16 protein-coding genes and 1 tRNA gene are annotated in these 19941 nt (G+C 41.2%); 15 read left to right on the top strand and 2 right to left on the bottom strand.

Features of this window, described 5'->3' with window-relative positions; genetic code table 11:
- The first annotated feature begins 164 nt into the window (after window positions 1-164).
- The 5 genes from OXT66_RS08255 to OXT66_RS08275 are packed head-to-tail and all read left to right on the top strand — an operon-like array spanning window position 165 to window position 5327.
- Window positions 165-614 carry an Rrf2 family transcriptional regulator gene (locus OXT66_RS08255; protein WP_268596899.1) on the top strand — a complete coding sequence of 150 codons (450 nt, stop codon included), beginning with the start codon at window positions 165-167 and terminating at the stop codon, window positions 612-614.
- Window positions 607-1470 (top strand): NAD(P)H-binding protein, encoded by an 864-nt coding sequence (locus OXT66_RS08260; protein WP_268596900.1) that lies wholly within the window; start codon window positions 607-609, stop codon window positions 1468-1470. The genes OXT66_RS08255 and OXT66_RS08260 overlap by 8 nt, the downstream gene beginning before the upstream one ends.
- Before the next feature lie 20 nt (window positions 1471-1490).
- The gene (locus OXT66_RS08265; RefSeq protein WP_268596901.1) at window positions 1491-3020 is read left to right on the top strand and encodes an ABC transporter permease/substrate-binding protein; all 1530 of its coding nucleotides are present in this window, start codon (window positions 1491-1493) and stop codon (window positions 3018-3020) included.
- Window positions 3021-3986 carry an ABC transporter ATP-binding protein gene (locus tag OXT66_RS08270; RefSeq protein WP_327059010.1) on the top strand — a complete coding sequence of 322 codons (966 nt, stop codon included), beginning with the start codon at window positions 3021-3023 and terminating at the stop codon, window positions 3984-3986.
- Window positions 3987-3998: 12 nt separating this feature from the next.
- Window positions 3999-5327, top strand: coding sequence for a dihydrolipoyl dehydrogenase family protein (locus OXT66_RS08275; RefSeq protein WP_268596902.1), 1329 nt, complete (start codon window positions 3999-4001; stop codon window positions 5325-5327).
- A gap of 42 nt (window positions 5328-5369) precedes the next feature.
- On the opposite strand, the gene purB is transcribed toward OXT66_RS08275, so the two are convergent.
- On the bottom strand, window positions 5370-6665 hold the full coding sequence (purB, locus tag OXT66_RS08280) for an adenylosuccinate lyase (protein ID WP_268596903.1): 1296 nt from the start codon (window positions 6663-6665) through the stop codon (window positions 5370-5372).
- Window positions 6666-6897: 232 nt separating this feature from the next.
- Here purB and OXT66_RS08285 point away from each other — a divergent pair, with 232 nt between their 5' ends.
- The 3 genes from OXT66_RS08285 to OXT66_RS08295 all read left to right on the top strand — a co-directional run bounded on the left by OXT66_RS08285 (window position 6898) and on the right by OXT66_RS08295 (window position 9304).
- Entirely contained in the window at window positions 6898-8184 is a 1287-nt protein-coding gene (locus OXT66_RS08285; RefSeq protein WP_268596904.1) for an adenylosuccinate synthase, read from the top strand.
- Window positions 8184-9170, top strand: coding sequence for a GMP reductase (locus OXT66_RS08290; RefSeq protein WP_268596905.1), 987 nt, complete (start codon window positions 8184-8186; stop codon window positions 9168-9170). The genes OXT66_RS08285 and OXT66_RS08290 overlap by 1 nt, the downstream gene beginning before the upstream one ends.
- A gap of 61 nt (window positions 9171-9231) precedes the next feature.
- Window positions 9232-9304 (top strand) — tRNA-Thr (locus OXT66_RS08295).
- A gap of 45 nt (window positions 9305-9349) precedes the next feature.
- Here OXT66_RS08295 and helD read toward each other — a convergent pair.
- A complete protein-coding gene (gene helD, locus OXT66_RS08300) occupies window positions 9350-11647 on the bottom strand; it encodes an RNA polymerase recycling motor HelD (protein WP_268596906.1) in 2298 nt (765 codons plus the stop codon).
- 324 nt (window positions 11648-11971) lie between these two features.
- On the opposite strand from helD, the gene trpS reads away from it, so the two are divergent.
- The 7 genes from trpS (at window position 11972) to metG (ending at window position 19910) form a co-directional block, all read left to right on the top strand.
- Window positions 11972-12988 (top strand): tryptophan--tRNA ligase, encoded by a 1017-nt coding sequence (trpS, locus tag OXT66_RS08305; RefSeq protein ID WP_268596907.1) that lies wholly within the window; start codon window positions 11972-11974, stop codon window positions 12986-12988.
- Window positions 12989-13011: 23 nt separating this feature from the next.
- Complete coding sequence (locus OXT66_RS08310) at window positions 13012-13941, top strand: Ppx/GppA family phosphatase (RefSeq protein ID WP_268596908.1); 930 nt, start codon at window positions 13012-13014, stop codon at window positions 13939-13941.
- A gap of 63 nt (window positions 13942-14004) precedes the next feature.
- Window positions 14005-15261 carry a hydroxymethylglutaryl-CoA reductase, degradative gene (locus OXT66_RS08315; protein ID WP_268596909.1) on the top strand — a complete coding sequence of 419 codons (1257 nt, stop codon included), beginning with the start codon at window positions 14005-14007 and terminating at the stop codon, window positions 15259-15261.
- A gap of 1 nt (window position 15262) precedes the next feature.
- Window positions 15263-16225, top strand: a complete 963-nt coding sequence (locus OXT66_RS08320) for an IpaB/EvcA family protein (RefSeq protein ID WP_268596910.1) — start codon at window positions 15263-15265, stop codon at window positions 16223-16225.
- Between the two features lie 2 nt (window positions 16226-16227).
- The gene (locus OXT66_RS08325) at window positions 16228-16935 is read left to right on the top strand and encodes an NAD-dependent protein deacylase (RefSeq protein WP_268596911.1); all 708 of its coding nucleotides are present in this window, start codon (window positions 16228-16230) and stop codon (window positions 16933-16935) included.
- A 12-nt stretch (window positions 16936-16947) separates the two neighbouring features.
- On the top strand, window positions 16948-17793 hold the full coding sequence (locus tag OXT66_RS08330) for a DUF72 domain-containing protein (RefSeq protein WP_268596912.1): 846 nt from the start codon (window positions 16948-16950) through the stop codon (window positions 17791-17793).
- An 89-nt stretch (window positions 17794-17882) separates the two neighbouring features.
- On the top strand, window positions 17883-19910 hold the full coding sequence (gene metG, locus OXT66_RS08335; protein WP_268596913.1) for a methionine--tRNA ligase: 2028 nt from the start codon (window positions 17883-17885) through the stop codon (window positions 19908-19910).
- Window positions 19911-19941: the final 31 nt, after the last annotated feature.

Here is a 19941-nt window from a genome sequence, read left to right on the forward strand (position 1 = left end):
GGGGATCGCCCCCTGCGAGGGTAGGACGTTGCCACGCTAATTGATAAAAAGGATCTCTATAAATAGAGGTCCTTTTTTTTGTGTCCAAAAATAGAAATTGACAAATTGTTGGTAAAAAGTTATTATAGCTGTAACTTATGTTGTTACAATAAAATGGAGGTACTATGAAGTTATCTACACGTTTTAGTGATGCTATCCATATCTTAGCGTATCTAAAAATATATCAAAATACTAAGCTTTCCAGTGAAGAAATTGCGGCTAGTATTATGACATCACCAGTAGTAGTTCGTCGGTTAATGAGTAAATTAAAGGCCGCTGGGTTAATTCAAACTATCTCTGGCACTCCAGCCCCCAGTCTAACCAAAGAAACTGATCAAATTACACTGTTAGATATTTATTTTGCAATTGAAGGTCATACGGAACTATTTAATATTGATCACCAAACTAATCCTAATTGTATTGTGGGGGGAAATATTCAACAGGTTTTAGCGCAGTATTATGATGAAGCTCAGTTAGCTGCTCAACAGAAATTACAATCTATTACTTTAGCGAATATAATTGACAGCATTATGACTAAGCAAGCCTTAAAAGAAAGAGGAAATTTAAATGACTAAATATATAGTTACCGGAGCAACTGGCAATTTAGGTAAACGGGTAGTTGCTGATTTACTAAACTTTACTGTTGCTGGCGATATAACAGCGGCAGTACACAGTCTCAATAAAGCGAAATACCTAGTTCAATCAGAAATTAATGTTCAAGCAATTGACTACCTAAATCCGCAAACGATGGTACCGGTATTTTCTAAAGCAGATGTTTTAGTCTATATTCCCAGCAAAACTTATAACATTGTGCAACGAGTACAGGAATTAGAAAACGTGTTAGCTGCGATGCAAGCTGCTAACATGACAGAAATGATTTTTGTGAGTTTTTACGCTGATCAAGAAAACAATCCATTTACGATGTCAGGATATTACGGTTATGCGCCTAGACGATTGGCAGCGGCTGGAATTAAATACGCGGTACTGAAAAATTCACTTTATACCGATCCATTAATTCCCTATTTACCAGAATTAATAGAGCGTAAAGCTTTAATTTATCCGGTTGGTGACCAAAAAATGAGTTTTATTAGTTATGATAATAGTGCTGAAGCGATTGCTAAAGTGGCGGTTACTCCGGAATTACGTAATCAGGGGCAAATTTACACGTTGACTCAAAATGAGGCACTAGATATGCAGACTTTAGGCAAAATTATGACGACGGTTACTGGTCATCAAATTGGTTATCAACCAGTTAGTGTAACTGAGTTTGCGGAAATTTATGCGGCTGAAGGAGACGGGACTGAATTGGCTTCCATGTATCAGGCCGGTAGGCTAGGCTTATTTGATGTTGTCACTAGTGATTTTGAGACCATCACCGGTAAACAACCGACAGATATGCTGACCTTTTTAAAACTGAATTATCATGAATAGTTACAGTGAAAGGAGTTTAAATGAACGAATTAATTAATACTTTTGTAGCTCAACGCCATGAACTGTGGATTGCGCTAGGGCAACATTTGGAAATCTCATTAATTTCTTTGATTATTGCATTAGTGTTAGCGATGCCACTGGCAATTTGGGCAACTCGGCATAAACGGGTGGCAGAGCTGCTCCTTCAAATTAACAGCGTTTTTCAAACGATTCCGTCCTTAGCACTGCTGGGGTTATTGATTCCACTGGTAGGGATTGGAACTGCTCCGTCCATTATTGCATTAGTAATTTATGCCTTGCTACCTATATTTCAAAATACATACATAGGAATTGCTGAGATCGATCCGTCTCTTGAAGAGGCCGCCGATGCCTTTGGAATGCGACCAATTCAAAAATTATTTAAGGTGGAATTACCAATTGCCATGCCAGTGATTATCTCGGGTATTAGAACGGCAATGGTTTTAATTGTGGGAACCGCGACTTTAGCTGCGTTAATTGGAGCCGGTGGGTTAGGTAATTTTATTTTGCTGGGAATTAATCGAGATGATCCAGCATTAATTTTACTAGGAGCAATTAGTTCAGCAGTTTTGGCAATTATTTTAAGTAGTTTAATTAAGTTAGCCGAAAAATTGACCCCTAAAAAAATGTTGTTGGTGTTAGGCACAATTTTAGTGCTTTTTGCTGGGGGAGTGGGAATTGCCACCTTAGCTCCTAAACCAGAAAAAATCGTGATTGCTGGCAAATTAGGATCAGAACCGGATATTTTAATTAATATGTATAAGGATTTGATTAAACAAGAAGATCCAAAAGCTAAGGTAGAATTAAAAAATAATTTTGGTGAAACGTCTTTCTTGTTCAGTGCCTTAAAGAGCGATGAAATTGATGTTTATCCGGAATTTACCGGAACGGTATTAACCACGTTAGTTAAAAACGGGGCGCCTAGCCAGCCACTGTCTGAACAACAAACTTACAATCGGGCTGCTAAGTTGGTTCAACAGCAATACCAAATGAAGTACTTAGCACCTATGAAGTACGAAAATACTTTTGCCCTAGCAGTTAAGACTAGTTTTTCCAAGAAATATCATCTCAAATCCATTGCGGATTTAAAGCGGGTGCAATCTAAATTACATGCTGGCTTTTCACAAGAATTTGCTAACCGAGAAGATGGTTGGCTGGGAATTCAAAAGAAATATCAAATTGATTTTCCTGTTAAACAAATGCAACCGTCATTACGTTACGAAGCCATTACTAAAAATGATATTAATATTTGTGATGTTTACACTACTGACAGCCAGATTAAACAGTACCACCTAACGGTATTGAGTGATCCGGAGCACGTTTTCCCTCCTTACCAGGGAGCGCCGTTGATGAAAACTCAGTTTGCTGATCAGCACCCTAAGGTAGTAACCGCATTAAATCAACTGCGAGGAAAAATCACTGCTGAACAGATGCGCCAAATGAATTATGAAGTTAACGTGCAAAAACGCTCAGCGGCTGAGGTGGCAAAACGTTATCTGCAAGAAGAAGGCCTCTTGAAGGGAAGTGAATAAATGGCAACGCCAATGATTGAATTTCGCCATGTTAAAAAAGAATTTGAAAACACTCAAGCGGTTAAAGATCTTAGTTTTATTGTTGCTCAAGGTGAATTATTTGTGTTAGTCGGTACGTCAGGCAGTGGCAAAACCACTACCTTAAAGATGATTAACCAACTGATCGTTCAAACTAGCGGTGATATTTTAATTGATAACAAACGAGCTAAAGACTATGATCTCCGCCAATTAAGACTCAACATTGGTTATGTGCTTCAACAAATTGCGTTGTTTCCAACGATGACCGTGAAACAAAATGTAGCGGTGATCTTAGAATTAAAGCATACGGCTAAAAAAGAAATTGACCAACGAGTAGACGAACTATTAAGGGGCGTGGACTTAGACCCCGAAAAGTATCGAGATCGTTACCCACGAGAACTATCGGGAGGTGAGCAACAACGTATCGGTATTATTCGAGCCATGGCTGCTAATCCACCAGTAATTTTATTTGACGAACCATTTAGTGCCTTAGATCCAATCGTTAGAAACCAACTTCAGGATTTAGTATTACGCATTCACAAACAGTATCAAACTACGATTGTATTTGTGACTCATGATATGAACGAGGCCCTTAAGTTGGGTGATCGAATTGGAGTAATGAGTCACGGAGAATTACTCCAGGTTGGTATCCCGACGGAAATTGCCCAGCATCCAGTGAATCAATTTGTGGAAGACTTTTTTGCGGCAACTGTGGGCAAAAACTTGTATGATACACCTGTGGATAAAATTATTAAAACTGGTTATCAGATTCAACGCCCAACGGCAGCTACTGATTTGCCGGTAGTAGCTAGCGAGGCGACGTTAGAAGAAGTTTTTGTTATCCTAGCTTCTAACGAGGTAGTTGAAGTCCGTGATGAAACTGAACAGCCGGTTGGTTGGTTAGACCGGCAATCCATTATACGGTATTTAAGCGAAGTCAAACATTAGTGGAGGTGCAAGATGAATCAATTTGAAACGGTAATTATCGGTGGCGGTCCTGCAGGATTAGGATTAGCCTATCCACTGCATGCGGCAGGTCAAAAAGTAGCGGTGGTAGAAGAAAATAAGTGGGGGGGAACTTGTCCTAACCGCGGCTGTGACCCTAAGAAAGTTTTATTGGGTGCGGTAGAAGCTCAGACTAAGAGTAGTCAGTTAGTGGGACACGGGTTAGAACAAGCGCCGCAAATTAACTGGCCCCAACTAATGAAATTTAAACAGACGTTTACCGATCCGGTCTCAGTTAATTCTAGAGCCGGTTTAGTGGCTGCTGGGATTGACGTTTTTGACGGTCACGCCAGTTTTGTGGATAACCACACCTTAAGTGTTGGTGAACAAACTATCACTGCTGATTGTTTTGTGATTGCTACTGGTCAACGGCCTGGACGGTTGAATGTTCCAGGGGATGAATACTTACTGACCAGTACCGATTTTTTGGCGTTACCAACCATGCCGGCCAAAGTTGCGTTTATCGGTGGGGGTTACATTGCTTTTGAATTAGCGGCAATTGCTGCTGCAGCTGGCGCTGAAGTGCATATTATTCATCACAATGAGCGACCATTAAAACAATTTGCGCAAGATGCGGTGACTGAATTAATGAAGCAACTCGAAGCTAAGGGTGTTCAATTTGATTTGAATGTAGAAACCCAAGCAATTAAACGTGAAGCTGATCAAGTCGTGATTCAAGCGGCTGATTATGAACTTTCAGTGGATCAAGCCTTCGTTACTAGTGGCCGGGTTGCTAATGCTGATACGTTAAATTTAGCTGCTATCGGAGTAGAAGCTGATCGTCACGGAGTGGTGGTTAATGATCATCTCCAAACTGCTCAACCCAATATCTATGCAATGGGGGATGTAGTAGCCAAACGGCTGCCTAAGCTAACTCCGGTGGCCGGTTTCGAGGCTGCTTATTTAAGTCGGGAATTGGTTAAAACAGGAGCGGCAATTAACTATCCAGAAATTCCTACGGTAGTCTTTGGAATGCCCCGATTGGCTCAAGTAGGAATTAGTTGGCAAACTGATCAGGAGCAATCCGATAAGTATCGTAGTCAAGTAATCGATATGACTAATTGGTTTACTTATAAACATTTAAATGAGCCGCTGGCTAAAGCATGGATGGTAGTGGATAAACAAACGGATCAAATTGTGGGAGCTACCGTTATTAGTAACGAGGCTGAGACCTTAGTGAACTATTTGACTCAGATTATTAATGCTGGTCAAACAATGAAGCAAGTTAAGGACCAAGTTTTCTTATATCCTACGGAAGCTAGTGATTTAGAATATTTAGGCTAATAAAAAGGATTTTGACAAAAGTCAAAATCCTTTTTTTGTTGCTCATAACAAGCCTAATCGGCGATAAATATCATCTACGTGACGCAAATGGTAGTGGTAATCAAAAGCGTCCGCAATGTCCGCTGCTGAAAGGACGTTAGTGATTTCAGGATTATTCTCTACCAGGGCTCTGAATTGAACGTGTTGATCCCATGCTTGAGCAGTTAATGGTTGAACTAGATCGTAGGCTGCTTCTCTAGTCAGACCGGCATCAATTAGTTTTAATAAAACGCGTTGACTATAAATTAAGCCATAAGTTTTATCCAGATTGGCTTCCATCGTTTCAGGAAAGACATCTAGATTAGTTAGCACTCGATTGAAGCGGTTCAACATGTAATCCACCAAGGTGGTACTGTCAGCTAGAATGATTCGTTCTGCAGACGAATGGGAAATATCTCGTTCATGCCATAAAGAAACGTCTTCATATGCCGGAGTGATATAACCACGCAAAACTCTGGCTAGACCGGTAATGTTCTCCGAAGAAATCGGGTTCCGTTTGTGGGGCATAGCCGAAGAGCCTTTTTGACCAGGATTAAAGTGTTCTTCTACTTCATGAATTTCTGATCGCTGTAGACTTCTAATTTCAGTAGCAAATTCTTCTAAGCTAGTGCCAATTAAGGCTAATTCTGCAATGTACGCAGCGTGAAGATCGCGTGGTAGGACTTGACTTGAAATTTCTTGAGCTTGTAAGCCTAAGAATTGGCAGGTGAGTTCCTCTAACTCTGGGGGCACGTTGGCGTAAGTGCCCACTGCACCGCTAATTTTGCCACTTTTTAAGTCAGCAGCAACGGTAGCAAAACGATTAATATGTCGGTTGATTTCTGAATACCAACGAGCTACTTTTAGGCCAAAGGTGGTTGGTTCAGCCTGCACACCATGCGTTCGACCAATCATAACGGTATCTTTATATTTAAGAGCGAGGTTTCTTAAGGTTGTTAATAATTCTTGTAAATCAGCTGCAATTACATCATTAGCTTGAGCTAACCGTAAAGCCTGAGCGGTATCCACCACGTCAGTGCTGGTAACACCGTAATGAATCCAACGACTTTCATCGCCTAGAGATTCTGACACGTCACGGGTAAATGCTACTACGTCGTGGTGGGTGGTAGCTTCAATTTCAGCAATGCGGTCTGTATCGAACTTCGCGTTAGCTTCGATTAAAGCGAGGTCACTATCGGGGACTACTCCCAGTTGATTCCAGGCTTTATCGATGGCAATTTCGACGGTAAGCCATGTTTGGTATTGATTTTTTAACGACCAAATTTGTTCCATTACGGGCCGACTGTATCTTGATAGCATATAAGTTGCTCCTTCGCTAGTTGATGGCTTTAGTATAACAAAATTAGTTCGGGTTTTAAAGTTATTTTAAAATTAAAAAAGAATTTAAGTTTATTTATCTACTTAAACACGAATGATGAAGCAATGCTAGTTTTAAATATTTCGGATTTGCTCTTGACTAATTAATCTAACATCTGCTATTCTAAGGCGGTAGTTATGACAGAAAATAATTCGGATATGAGGTGCTTTATTTATGGCAACAATCGTTGTGGTCGGAGCTCAATGGGGCGATGAAGGTAAAGGTAAAATTACGGATTTTCTAGGACAAAAGGCGGATGTAATCGCTCGTTATCAAGGTGGCGACAACGCTGGTCATAGCATTGTTTTCAATGGCAAACGCTTTGCATTACAATTAATGCCGTCTGGTATTTTTGCAGATGATAAGTTATGTGTAATTGGCAATGGAGTGGTAGTAAATCCTGAAGCTTTAGTTAAGGAAATTAAATACCTGAATGATAACGGTATTGATACCAGTAATTTACGGATTTCTAACCGTGCCAACGTAATCTTTCCATATCACCGCCTACAAGACGAATATGAAGAAGAACTCAAAACTAACAAAATCGGTACCACTAAGAAGGGAATCGGTCCGGCTTATATGGACAAAGCCGAACGAATTGGCATCCGGATGGTTGATTTGTTAGACGAAGAAATTTTAACTAACAAGTTGCAAGAAAATCTCAAAATTAAAAATAAACTCTTTGCGGCAATGTACAATAAACCAGAAATTGAGTTAGAACCATTGTTAAATCGTTACCTAGAGCTAGGGCAACAATTAAAGGACTACATTGTGGATACTTCAGAATTGGTCAATGAAGCTGTGGATAACGGTGAAAAAGTCTTGTTTGAAGGTGCTCAAGGCACCATGTTAGACCTTGATCATGGGACTTATCCATTCGTGACCTCCTCTAACCCAGCTGGTGGAGTCACTACCGGGATCGGAATCGGGGCTCCGTTGATTGATAACGTGGTGGGAGTATGTAAAGCCTACACTTCTAAAGTTGGTGAAGGTCCGTTCCCAACTGAATTGTTAAATGAAACCGGTGATTATATTAGAGAAACTGCACATGAATACGGAGTGGTTACTAAACGGCCACGCAGAATTGGCTGGTTTGATGCGGTTGTTTTACAACATGCTAAACGAGTAGCTGGCTTTACGCACTTATCCGTGAACTGTTTGGATGTTTTGTCCCATATCGAAACTGTAAAAATTTGTGTGGCTTATCGGCTCAATGGCGAAGTGATTCACCGTTATCCCGCTAGCATCAAAGAAATTGAACAGTGTGAACCAATTTATGAAGAAATGCCGGGCTGGGATGAAGACATTACCGGGGTTCATGAATTAGCTGAATTGCCAACTAACGCAAGAAACTATCTTAAGCGTTTAAGTGAAATTATTGGGGTGCCAATTGCCACTTTTTCAGTAGGACCAGATCGAGAACAAACTAACGTATTAGATCCAATTTGGGAGAGTAAGTAATGAATAATACACCAGTATTTGATTATGAAGATGTGCAACTAATACCTAACAAGGGGATTTTGAAGAGCCGTAAAGACGCTGAAACCAGTGTGACCTTAGGACCGATAACGTTTAAAATTCCGGTGGTACCCGCTAATATGGAAACCGTGATCGATGAAGATTTAGCCCGCTTATTAGCTAGCAAGCAGTACTTCTACATCATGCACCGGTTTAATCCAGAACGACGCCTGGGATTTGTGGAACAAATGAAAGCGGAAGGTTTATTCACTTCAATCAGCGTGGGGATCAAGGAAGAAGAACGAGATTTAATTTTAGCGCTACAAGAACGCCAGTTAACACCAGACTACATTACTATCGATGTGGCTCACGGCCACTGTGATGCCGTAATTGAAATGATTCAGTTCATTAAGGAAAGGTTGCCAGAAGCATTTGTAATTGCTGGGAACGTGGGGACGCCTGCTGGAGTGCGGGACTTGGAAAATGCAGGCGCCGATGCAGTTAAAGTGGGAATTGGTCCCGGAAAAGCTTGTATTACTAAACTCAAAACTGGCTTTGGTACCGGTGGTTGGCAATTAGCTGCACTAAGACTATGCGCCAAGGCCGCTAGCAAACCATTAATTGCTGACGGTGGTATTCGCTATAATGGTGATATTGCTAAGTCTGTACGGTTTGGGGCGACGATGGTTATGATTGGTTCTATGCTGGCTGGTCATCAAGAATCTCCAGGTAACGAAATCATGATCGACGGCAAACCTTACAAGCAATACTGGGGTTCGGCTTCCGAAAAACAAAAGGGCGCTTACCGCAATGTGGAAGGTAAGCAAATGTTGGTCCCATACAGGGGTTCTATTTTAGATACCTATACTGAAATTCAAGAAGATTTACAATCATCAATTTCTTATGCTGGTGGTAAAGATCTTAATGGATTAAAAACCGTTGACTATGTCATCGTGAAAAATTCGATCACTAATGGTGATAATTATTAAAAAGATTAACGAACCGGGTCCATTTCGGTTCGTTTTTTTGTATAATAAAAGAATGTAAGCTGCCGTTTTAGCTCAGAAGGTAGAGCGTTGCCATGGTAAGGCAGAGGTCCCGGGTTCAAATCCCGGAAACGGCTTATTAAAAAAGAACGACCAGTAAATGGTCGTTCTTTTTGTTTAGCTTATTTTTGTAATTCGCGTTGAATTTTAACTTGATCCAGTGCTAGGTTTTGATTAGCGATTAGTGAGCTTAACTCACCAACTGCAATCAACGTAATGGCGTGCATTGCTCTAGTAATGATGGTGTAAAGGGTTCCTAGAAGAGATTGGTCAGGATAATTATCCTGGGAAACGTTCCAGGCCACCACTGCATCAAATTCTAACCCTTTGGCTAGGTAGATTGGCAAAACTACTACGCCGGTTGGTAAGGTTCGATCGGCGTCTTGTAAAAGACTACTATTAAATTCATGAACTAAAGCGGCATTGATTTGTTGGGCTTCCGCCATATTCTTTGTTAAGACTGCGACCGTTTTAACTTCTTTTAAATAACTAGTGATTTCTTTTTTTAAGGAGTTCATGGCGGACTCATCAGTAGGGTCAATAATAATTTTAGGGAGTTCTCCTGGTCGGTTAAAAGCTTCGATATCATCACCATTTGGTAGTAACGACTTAGCAAATGTCATAATCGGATAAGTAGAACGATACGACCGCATCAAACTAATTAGCCGAGCTTTATTAGTCCCAAAAGCAGTTTGTAATTTAGTCAATAATGCTTCCGGGGCTTCTACGTTTTTAAAGAGTGCCTGCTCACTATCACCCAGCAATGTCCATTTAGTTTTGGGAAAGGCGTACCGTAAATACTTCAGTTGAGCAATAGAGTAGTCCTGCATTTCGTCAATGAACAGGTACTTCATGGTTTGGTTTTGGGCACTCCCACAGATGTAATCTCGTAGATATAACAGGGGAGCACTGTCCGCTAACTTAATCTGATGTAATTCAATATCGGCATTGAATTGTTCCACGGCTTGAGCGTTAAATTTAGTCAATAAGGGACATTTTTGTAGATAATCGCCATATTGGAGGTAAGGGTCCAAGAAATTATTATTGAAAATAGCATCGTAAACTTGTCTTAAACGAGCGGCAACGATTTTAGTAGCGATATATTTACGTTCAGTGATTTCGTCTTGGAAATCACCTAGCCGTTTATTACCTAATAGTTCGTGATAACGTTCATCACTTAATTCATCGATTTCTTCGTTAACCCATTCAGTATCTAGTTCCTGATTGATCCGTCGTTTTAGGCGCTTAATTAATTCATTTTTAGTAGCTAAGATGCGATCCGCTACTTTTTTAGCGGTAGGCCACTGAGCAAAAATTTCTTGGATTTCTGCCTTGTTAAAGAAAATTTCACCGTTAAAGAGGATGTGGGTAAACTGTAATTCGGTTGCCGTTAGTTGATCGCAATAGGTAGTGAGGGTGTCCATATAGGCACCACTTTCTTTAATTTGGTCAATTGCCACTTCAGTAGCGGAAAGTTTTTCACTATTTTCATAACGATTGAAGAGTGTTTGAATGTGGAGGCCTTTTAGGCGATTATCGAAAAATTCTGCCAGGGTTACCTGCCGCATATTCCGTTCCCCCAAGCTGGGGAGTACGTCAGAAATGTAGTGGCTAAATAGTTTGTTAGGGGAAAATAAAATAATTTGGTCAGCTTCTAAGGTGTCACGGCTATGATACAGCAAGAAAGCAATCCGTTGTAAAATAGCGGAAGTTTTACCGGACCCGGCTACTCCTTGAACTACTAGTAAATCACTAGTTGTGTCTCTAATGATATCGTTTTGTTCACGTTGGATGGTGGCTACGATATTTTGCATCTGTTCATCATTTTGTTGGCCTAAAACGGTTTGCAACATTTCGTCACCCACCGTTTCGTTGGTGTCGAACATGTTAATAATTTGACCGTCTTTGATTTGAAATTGGCGTTTTTTAATTAAGTCGGTGGATTGTTTGCCCATCGGTGTTTCGTACGTTACGTTTCCTAACGTTCCGTTGTAATAGATACTAGAAATGGGCGCTCGCCAATCGTATACCAAGAATTCTCCATCTTCGTCAACAAACGAAGCGGTACCGATATAAAGAGACTCTGCTTGGGTCTCACCTGGATCCACAATGTCAATGCGACCAAAATAAGGAGATTTTGCTAATTGGCGGTAAGTTTTTAATTGCCGTTTTAAAATAGTTTCATTTTCGGTTAGTCGTGAAATCAGGCCCCGTTGCTGTTGTAATTCAGCACTGGTTTCAATTCGGTCATCGACTTCGAAGTAGTTAACCGAGGTGTTGGTGGAGTAATTTTGTTGCACGTTTTTAGTTTCAGTACGTGCGCGATCATATTCAGCTACCGTCTTAGCAAGTTGAATGCCTAGCTTATTAACGACTTGATCGACTCTTTTTTGTTCTTTTTGTTCTTCGTTATTTTTCAAAAAGGACCCTCCATTTTCTTGATGACGTTCGAAATTGCTTTGACCATTTTAGTTGCATTTTTTAGGCATGTCAATGCCATCAACCTTTGACTTTTTTACCATTAATAAGTAAAATTATATGTGATTATATTATTGAAAAGTAGCAACCAGACTTTCAGAGAAAAATGCCCCGGCTGCAAGCATTTTGGTGTTGCGAAATGGTTATTAAATAAAAGGGTAACGCCTTATTGTTGTGAGTGGCAGCATTAGCTGCAATTTAGGTGGTACCACGTTAAGACGTCCTATTGGTTGTTCAATAGGGCGTTTTTTGAAAGGATGAATAAAATGGCAAAGAAAGTTATTTTAACAGGAGATCGCCCAACTGGCAAGTTACACGTCGGACACTACGTCGGCTCATTGAAGAATCGAGTAGCATTACAAAACTCAGGTGAATACGAAACCTACATTATGATTGCTGATATGCAGGCATTGACTGATAATGCTCGGGACCCAGAAAAAATCCGCAATAGCCTGATTCAAGTCACTTTGGATTATTTGGCAGTGGGAATCGATCCTAAGAAGTCTACTATTTTAGTCCAATCCCAAATTCCAGCGTTGAGTGAATTAACTCAACACTACTCTAACTTAGTTTCTATGAGTCGGTTGGAACGAAACCCAACTGTGAAAAACGAAATTCGGCAAAAGAACTTTGGCCAAAGTGTTCCAGCTGGATTTGTTATGTATCCAATTAGTCAAGCAGCTGATATTACGGCGTTCAAGGCTACAACTGTTCCCGTTGGTGATGATCAAGAACCAATGTTGGAACAAACTAGAGAAATTGTGCGGACTTTTAATTCCGTATACGATCAACAAGTTCTTGTAGAACCAGAAGGTTACTTCCCACCTAAGGGTCAAGGCCGAATTCCTGGTTTAGATGGTAACGCTAAGATGAGTAAATCATTGGGTAACGCTATTTACCTATCTGATGATGCTGACACTTTAAGTAAAAAAGTAATGTCAATGTATACTGATCCTAACCATATTCACGTGGAAGATCCTGGTCAAGTCGAAGGTAATACCGTCTTTACTTACCTAGATATTTTTGACGATGATAAAGCCCACGTTGCCGAATTAAAGGAACAATACCGTCATGGTGGCCTTGGTGACGTGAAGATTAAACGCTACTTAAACGACGTTTTACAAGCTAAATTAGATCCAATTCGAACCAGAAGAAATGAATACGCTCAAGATATTGCTGGAGTGTACGATATTTTGAAACAGGGTAGTGATAAAGCCAATACCGTTGCTAACCAGACTTTAAAAGAAGTCCGGGATGCAATTGGAATCAATTATTTTGACTAACGAAGTCAGAAAGGGTGGCTGGGATGGAAAACCTAGTAATCTTGGATATTGGTTCTAATTCCGTTCGAATGGCAATTAACCAGATTCAAGCAGACGGTTCCTATCGAGAAATTAAGCGGGTTAAAAGTGACAGTCGCTTATCTGAGGGAATGGGTCCGCAAAAAATATTGCAGAAAAAAGCGATGGATCGCACCATTGATTCTCTTGCTGATTTTCAGAAAATTTACACTCAGTATGATCATACTACTGTAATTGGAATCGCTACAGCAGCCGTTCGCCAGGCTAAAAATCAAGCTGATTTTTTGGCAGCAGTCAAAAAACGAATTCATATTAACGTAAAAGTGTTAACTGGGCACCAAGAGGCTTATTACGATTATCTGGGCGTAATGAACCGGTTGGGAATTAAAAACTGCCTCATCTTAGACATTGGGGGCGCTAGCGTTGAAATTGTACAGGTAGAAAATGGTCGAGATGTTCATCTAACCAGCGTTCCAGTCGGCGCGGTAACGTTATCGGAGCGTTATCACTTAAATGATTCCATTAGTGGCTCTAACTTATTTAATGCCCAATTTGGATTACGTAAATTATTTGGTCGCGTTAAATGGCTGCACACTGCTCGGCGCCAACCATTAGTACTACTGGGAGGTGCTAGTCGCACGTTAGCTCGCATTAATCGGCGCCGGCAACATATGACTCGAGTGGATGCTATTCATGGCTATCATTTATCAGCAGAACAAGTAAATCGGACTTTTTTGAACTTACTTCGAGGAAACTTGAAACGCCGGCAGTCTATTCCCGGCTTAGAAGCTGATCGAGCTGATATTATCGTGGGAGGACTATTGCCATTAGTAACCTTAATGGAAATGGTCGACTCGCGTAAAATGTACTTTTCGGAAAGTGGTGTCCGCGAAGGAATTATTACCGAGTATTTAAACGAATACTATAGTAACTAACGTGGGGCTGGCTAGGAGGAAATCTTAGGCGGCCTTACTTTTGCATTGGCGGAGGCTTTTATTATGGCAAATCAAATCAAACATTTTTACCGGTTAAGTTATGCCGATCGATTAGCAGCGTTAGCACAACAACGTAAATTAACTTCCGAGCAGGTAACTACGATTAAACAAAATGCTACACAAGTGAGTGATTCGTTGATTGAAAACTACTTAACGGATTATCGCTTACCAGAAGGCGTTTTGCCCCAAATTCGGGTTAACGATCACGATTACGTGGTGCCAATGGTAACTGAAGAACCATCAGTTATCGCTGCCGCTAGTCATGGTGCTAAACTATTAATGGCGACTGGAATTACCGCACAAATATCAGAACGGTTAGTAGAAGGACAAATAATTGTGGCTAGTGCAGAATACGAACAACTAAGCCAATTTGTAACGGTCAATCAAGTAGCTATCCTACAAGTGGCCAATGCAAGTCATCCAACTATGCAAAACTATGGTGGCGGCGCTAAAGCCGTTACCGTTCGGCAACTAGATGCAGCTTATTGCTCAGTTGATCTGCAAGTTGGGGTCGGCGAAGCTATGGGAGCTAACGTAGTCAATACCATGGCGGAGGCAGTTGCCGACTACCTACGACAACATGATTTTACAATTATCATGAGCATTTTAACCAATGAGGGGAGTCATCAGTTGGTGACGGTAAGTGCTCAAGTACCGGTGGCCCAACTCGCTAAAGCTCAAATCAGCGGTGCTGAAATCGCCAAACGGATCCAGGTGGCCAGTCACATTGCTCAAATTGATCCTAAAAGAGCGGTCACCCACAATAAAGGCATCATGAACGGGGTGGATGCCGTGGTAATTGCTACTGGTAACGACTGGCGGGCAGTGGAAGCTGCCGTTCAAGCATTTGCCAGCCGTGACGGCCAATACCGGGGGTTAAGCCAATGGCAAGTGGTGGACGATCAATTAATTGGTAAAATGACGTTACCATTACCAATGGGGCTAGTGGGAGGAGCTACCAAAGTTTTAAATTTAGTGACGGTTAACCGGCAGCTAAGTAATTTTCAGACTACTCAAGAGGCAATGAGCGTCATTGCGGCTGTGGGGTTAGCTCAGAATTTGGCGGCCTTATTAGCGTTAGTGAGCGAAGGAATTCAAGCCGGCCATATGAAACTCCAATTAAAATCAATGGCGATGGCTAACGGGGCGACGCCGACAGAAGTGCCGTTAGTGTTGGCTCAATTAGCCCACCAACAGTCAATTAATGCTCAATTAGTTAAGGTAACAATTGAAAAAATACGACAAACTAAAGGAGAGTAACATGCCAGAAAACAATATCGAACTAAATTCAGAAGTTCAAGGACTCATCAACGCAGTTAACAACTATTTCCCCGGTGAAATTAAGGTCACGTTTATTGGCCAACTCCAATCGGGATATGTGCGCCATGATCAAGCTCAAGCCGTTCAAGATGGCAAAAATATTGATATTCAAATTGCGGATTTAAGTGCCCCTAATTACACTGCCTCTCACGAACTATTGCACGTAATGATGATCTTACGAGGCTTTCCTCAATTGTTTTTCTCCCTTACTTCTGGCAACCAAGAATTAGATGAACAGTTGCAAGCAGTGATTACCGAATTGTACGACATCGTTAGTCATACGGTGGTAGTAAGTGAACAACGTAAGCATGGTTTAATTAACGAAGAAATTGAAGCAATGTACATGAAGGGCATCTATGCCACTATTAAGCCGGAAAAAGACACTCCTAGTCAAAAGACCCTGCAATTAATTACGTTATTAGACGCCATGGTCTTTTATGGTGACCGCTTTGAATTAGTTGCTGAGCAATTACAGAATGATTTTCCTACTGCTTATGCAGCTGCCGAAAAACTATATCAAACTATTACTGCCAAACCAACGGATTCACCATTTGGGTTAAGAAGAAACGTTGTTAAACTATTCAAAGCATTTGACGAACAGCTAGCAGCTTGGAAGTTAGCACCATTACACAGTACTGAAGTTGCCACTTTAACTAGTGTTTTATCAGAACGTCAATTAGGGTTGAAGGTAAACCAAATGTTTGAACTCTATCACTCTGATATGAAAGAAATTAACTCTGGTAAACAAGGATACGTAGGTTTTAACAAGGTCGACCAACAAAATTCTTTCGTGATGACAACGCCTAATGATCAAGACGACCCTGAATTCTTTAAGGCAACTTACAACAAAACAGTTAAGGAACTCTTTGATGAATTGGCTATGCCATACATTGTGCGGGAGTAATTATGGAAATAACGGAACTACAACAGTTAATTGATCAAGCCCCAAAAATTGTTTTCTTGACCGGAGCGGGGGTCTCTACCGCTTCCGGGATTCCGGATTATCGTTCCAAAAATGGGCTTTACACCAATAGCCAACAGGATAAGCCAGCTGAGTATTATCTCAGTCATGAATGTTTAGTGAACGAACCAGAAGTGTTTTACGAGTATTTAAAAACTAACTTGTATTATCCAGACGCTAAGCCCAACGTCATTCACGAACGCCAAGCAGAGTTAACCAGGCAAGGTAAGGCCACCGTAATTACCCAAAATATTGATGGACTGTACCGTCAGGCTCAAACTGAGAATTTATTGGAATTTCACGGCAATTTGACTGAGATTTATTGCCAAAAATGCGGGCAATCAGTTTCATTTGATCAGTATTTGAATTCTCGTTTTCATGAAACTTGTGGTGGAGAATTACGTCCTAACGTGGTGTTATATGGTGAAGGGCTTGATGAACAGGTGGTTGCTGATAGCGTGGCAGCTATGCAGGCAGCTGATTTAGTTGTCATCGTGGGGACTTCGATGCGGGTTTATCCGTTTGCTGGTTTATTAGATTTTCAACGCTCAGGCCCAGTGGTTGCAATTAACGCGGAACCATTAAATTTGGGCAGTAATGTTCAAATGATGGTGACCGATGCAGTTGAAGTGTTTAATGAATTACGGGTTTAAGGAGGGGTAGCAGTGATTACAATCGGGTTAACAACTTTTTCTGATCATCCGGCATTAATTGATGGTGCTAGCCGAAAAGTGCGGTTAACTGAATATAGTGGTCATTTTCCAATCGTGGAATTGGATACTCCTTTTTATGCACTACCAACTATTGAGACGGTGAAAGGATGGCAGCAACAGGTCCCAGCAGAATTTCAATTTATTTTGAAGGCTAACCGGTTGATGACCCTTCACGATCAAGTAGTGGGGGAACCGGCAACTGGTAGTGAACGGCAACAGATGTTTAAAGATTACCGCAAAATGATTGCGCCGCTAGTAGCGGCTGGCCAACTCACCGGAGTCTTATTTCAATTTCCACCTTCATTTAGAAGACGGGTGGAGTCTTTTAATTACCTTCAGCGAATTCGCCATTGGTTGCCAGAAGTACCGATATTAGTAGAATTACGAGATCATAGTTGGTACGCCAATGGCATCGGTGTTGACGTGGTGCAGTTGGTCAACGAACTAGGGATGTCTCTAGTGGTGGTAGATGAGCCCCATACGGCTAACTTAGGAGTGCCGCTATTAGAATTAACCAACCCCAAATTGACAATGGTGCGCCTGCACGGTCGCAACTTAGCTGGTTGGGCCAAAACTGGTAAAGAAGCCAGAAGTGTGCGCACCCTGTACGATTATTCGACTGAAGAATTAGGTCAGTTAGCTAAAACCATTCAAAACATAGCTGAACATTCTAAACAAGTAGTGGTTATCTTTAATAATAATGCTGGTCATGCCGCTGCTGGTAATGCACTGGCCTTACAAAAGATACTTAATTTACATTTTGATAATTTATCACCAACGCAACTGGATTTGTTTTAAAATCAGCATCAAAATGAGTAAATATTTGCTATACTAAACACTAATTATTAATTTACGAGATGAAAATTATAACGAAGAGAGGTCGCTTCATGGACACAGCCAAAGAACCATTTTACATTACCACTCCCATTTATTACCCATCAGGAAGATTACACATTGGAAATTCCTACACCACTATCATTGCCGACGCGTTAGCTCGGTTTAAACGCTCAATGGGGTATGACGTTTTCTTCTTAACTGGAACCGATGAACACGGTCAAAAAATCGAAGAAAAGGCTGAAACTTTAGGCGTTTCTCCCCAACAATATGTCGACGACATGGCGGATTCCATTAAAAAACTGTGGCAAACTTTAGATATTACTAACGATAAGTTTATCCGGACCACTGACGCCCAACATGAACAAGCTGTAGAAAAGATCTTCCAACAATTATTAGATCAAGGTGACATCTACCTTGGAGAATATAGCGGTTGGTATTCCGTTTCGGATGAAGAGTACTTCACTGAAAGCCAATTGGCAGAAGTATACCGGGATGAAGCCGGCAATGTAACCGGTGGTAAAGCGCCTAGTGGTCACGAAGTCCAATTAGTGCAAGAACAATCCTACTTCTTCAAAATGAGTAAGTACGCAGATTGGTTGTTGCAATACTATCACGAACATCCAACTTTTATTCAACCAGCTTCAAGAATGAACGAAATGATCAAAAACTTTATTGAACCCGGCTTAGAAGACTTGGCTGTTTCTCGGACCACGTTTAGCTGGGGAGTTCCAGTGAAGTCAGATCCTAAGCACGTGGTTTATGTGTGGATTGATGCGTTGACTAACTACATTACTGCCTTAGGTTATGACAGTGATGATGACGGACTCTTTAAGAAATTCTGGCCAGCTAACGTTCAATTAGTCGGTAAAGAAATTGTCCGTTTCCACACTATTTATTGGCCAATCATTTTACACGCATTAGGGTTAGAGCTACCTAAGGAAGTCTTTGGTCACGGCTGGTTAGTAATGAAAGATGGCAAGATGTCCAAGTCTAAAGGTAACGTAATCTATCCAGAAACCCTAATTGATCGTTACGGCTTAGACGCCTTGAGGTACTACCTAACTCGTTCCGTACCTTACGGCAATGATGGGGTCTTCTCACCAGAAGATTTTGTTAACCGAATTAACTACGACCTGGCTAATGATTTAGGGAACTTGTTGAACCGAACTGTTTCTATGATTAATAAATACGAAGACGGTGTGATTCCGGCTTTAGTTAGTGGCGTAACTGATTTTGATGCTGATCTGGAAGCTGCTGCACAGGCTGCTATTAGTGAGTTCCAAGAACTAATGGATAATCTTCACTTTGCCGATGCTTTGGCTGCCGTTTGGAAGTTCATTGGTCTTAGCAACAAGTATATTGACCAAACTGAACCTTGGAAATTAGCTAAAGATCCTGCTCAAGCTGACCAATTGGCTTCCGTAATGGCTCATTTAGCAGCCAGTTTACGAGTAATTGCAGAATTAATTAGTCCGGTAATGACTAAGGCTCCAGTTGCCATTTTTGAACAATTGGGCTTAGAAGAAACCATTGATTTAGCTAACTTAAGCTACGCTGACTTACCTGCCAACGCGCACGTGGTGGCTAAGGGAACCCCAATCTTCCCTCGCTTAGATGCTGAAGAAGAAGTTGCGTTTGTGGCTGGGCAAATGACTAAGTCTAGCAAAGCTAAAGGTCGGGCTGCAATGAAGGCTGCTGCAGCTGATGACTTTGATCCTGCAACTACTACCTTAGTTTCTGATAAAAAAGAAACCCGCTTTGAGACTTTTGAAAAAATTGAACTTAAAGTGGCCGAAATCAAGGCAGTTAAACCGGTTGAAGGAGCGGACAAGTTACTTCAATTCCGTTTGGATGCTGGTGACGATGGCGATCGCCAAATTCTTTCCGGGATTGCTAAATGGTATCCAGATTACGAAAAGTTAGTTGGGAAAAAGGTAATTGCCGTTAGCAACTTAAAACCACGCAAGATGAGAGGTCAACTCAGTCAAGGGATGTTGCTGTCAGTAGAACACGATGATGGCACCGTTGAACTAGTTACCGTCCCTCAAAACATGGAAAACGGCGCAACATTAGAATAAAACCGAAAAAGCTGGTGACCTAGTCCCGGCT

The organism is Lentilactobacillus senioris, assembly GCF_026798195.1.
GTDB classification, from domain to species: Bacteria; Bacillota; Bacilli; order Lactobacillales; family Lactobacillaceae; genus Lentilactobacillus; species Lentilactobacillus senioris_A.

Excerpts from the sequence above, each read along its gene's own strand:
- OXT66_RS08255 (WP_268596899.1), top strand. The coding sequence starts at position 165 with ATGAAGTTATCTACACGTTTTAGTGATGCTATCCATATCTTAGCGTAT.
- OXT66_RS08260 (WP_268596900.1), top strand. The coding sequence starts at position 607 with ATGACTAAATATATAGTTACCGGAGCAACTGGCAATTTAGGTAAACGG.
- OXT66_RS08265 (WP_268596901.1), top strand. The coding sequence starts at position 1,491 with ATGAACGAATTAATTAATACTTTTGTAGCTCAACGCCATGAACTGTGG.
- OXT66_RS08270 (WP_327059010.1), top strand. The coding sequence starts at position 3,021 with ATGGCAACGCCAATGATTGAATTTCGCCATGTTAAAAAAGAATTTGAA.
- OXT66_RS08275 (WP_268596902.1), top strand. The coding sequence starts at position 3,999 with ATGAATCAATTTGAAACGGTAATTATCGGTGGCGGTCCTGCAGGATTA.
- purB (WP_268596903.1), bottom strand. The coding sequence starts at position 6,665 with ATGCTATCAAGATACAGTCGGCCCGTAATGGAACAAATTTGGTCGTTA.
- OXT66_RS08285 (WP_268596904.1), top strand. The coding sequence starts at position 6,898 with ATGGCAACAATCGTTGTGGTCGGAGCTCAATGGGGCGATGAAGGTAAA.
- OXT66_RS08290 (WP_268596905.1), top strand. The coding sequence starts at position 8,184 with ATGAATAATACACCAGTATTTGATTATGAAGATGTGCAACTAATACCT.
- trpS (WP_268596907.1), top strand. The coding sequence starts at position 11,972 with ATGGCAAAGAAAGTTATTTTAACAGGAGATCGCCCAACTGGCAAGTTA.
- OXT66_RS08310 (WP_268596908.1), top strand. The coding sequence starts at position 13,012 with ATGGAAAACCTAGTAATCTTGGATATTGGTTCTAATTCCGTTCGAATG.
- OXT66_RS08315 (WP_268596909.1), top strand. The coding sequence starts at position 14,005 with ATGGCAAATCAAATCAAACATTTTTACCGGTTAAGTTATGCCGATCGA.
- OXT66_RS08320 (WP_268596910.1), top strand. The coding sequence starts at position 15,263 with ATGCCAGAAAACAATATCGAACTAAATTCAGAAGTTCAAGGACTCATC.
- OXT66_RS08325 (WP_268596911.1), top strand. The coding sequence starts at position 16,228 with ATGGAAATAACGGAACTACAACAGTTAATTGATCAAGCCCCAAAAATT.
- metG (WP_268596913.1), top strand. The coding sequence starts at position 17,883 with ATGGACACAGCCAAAGAACCATTTTACATTACCACTCCCATTTATTAC.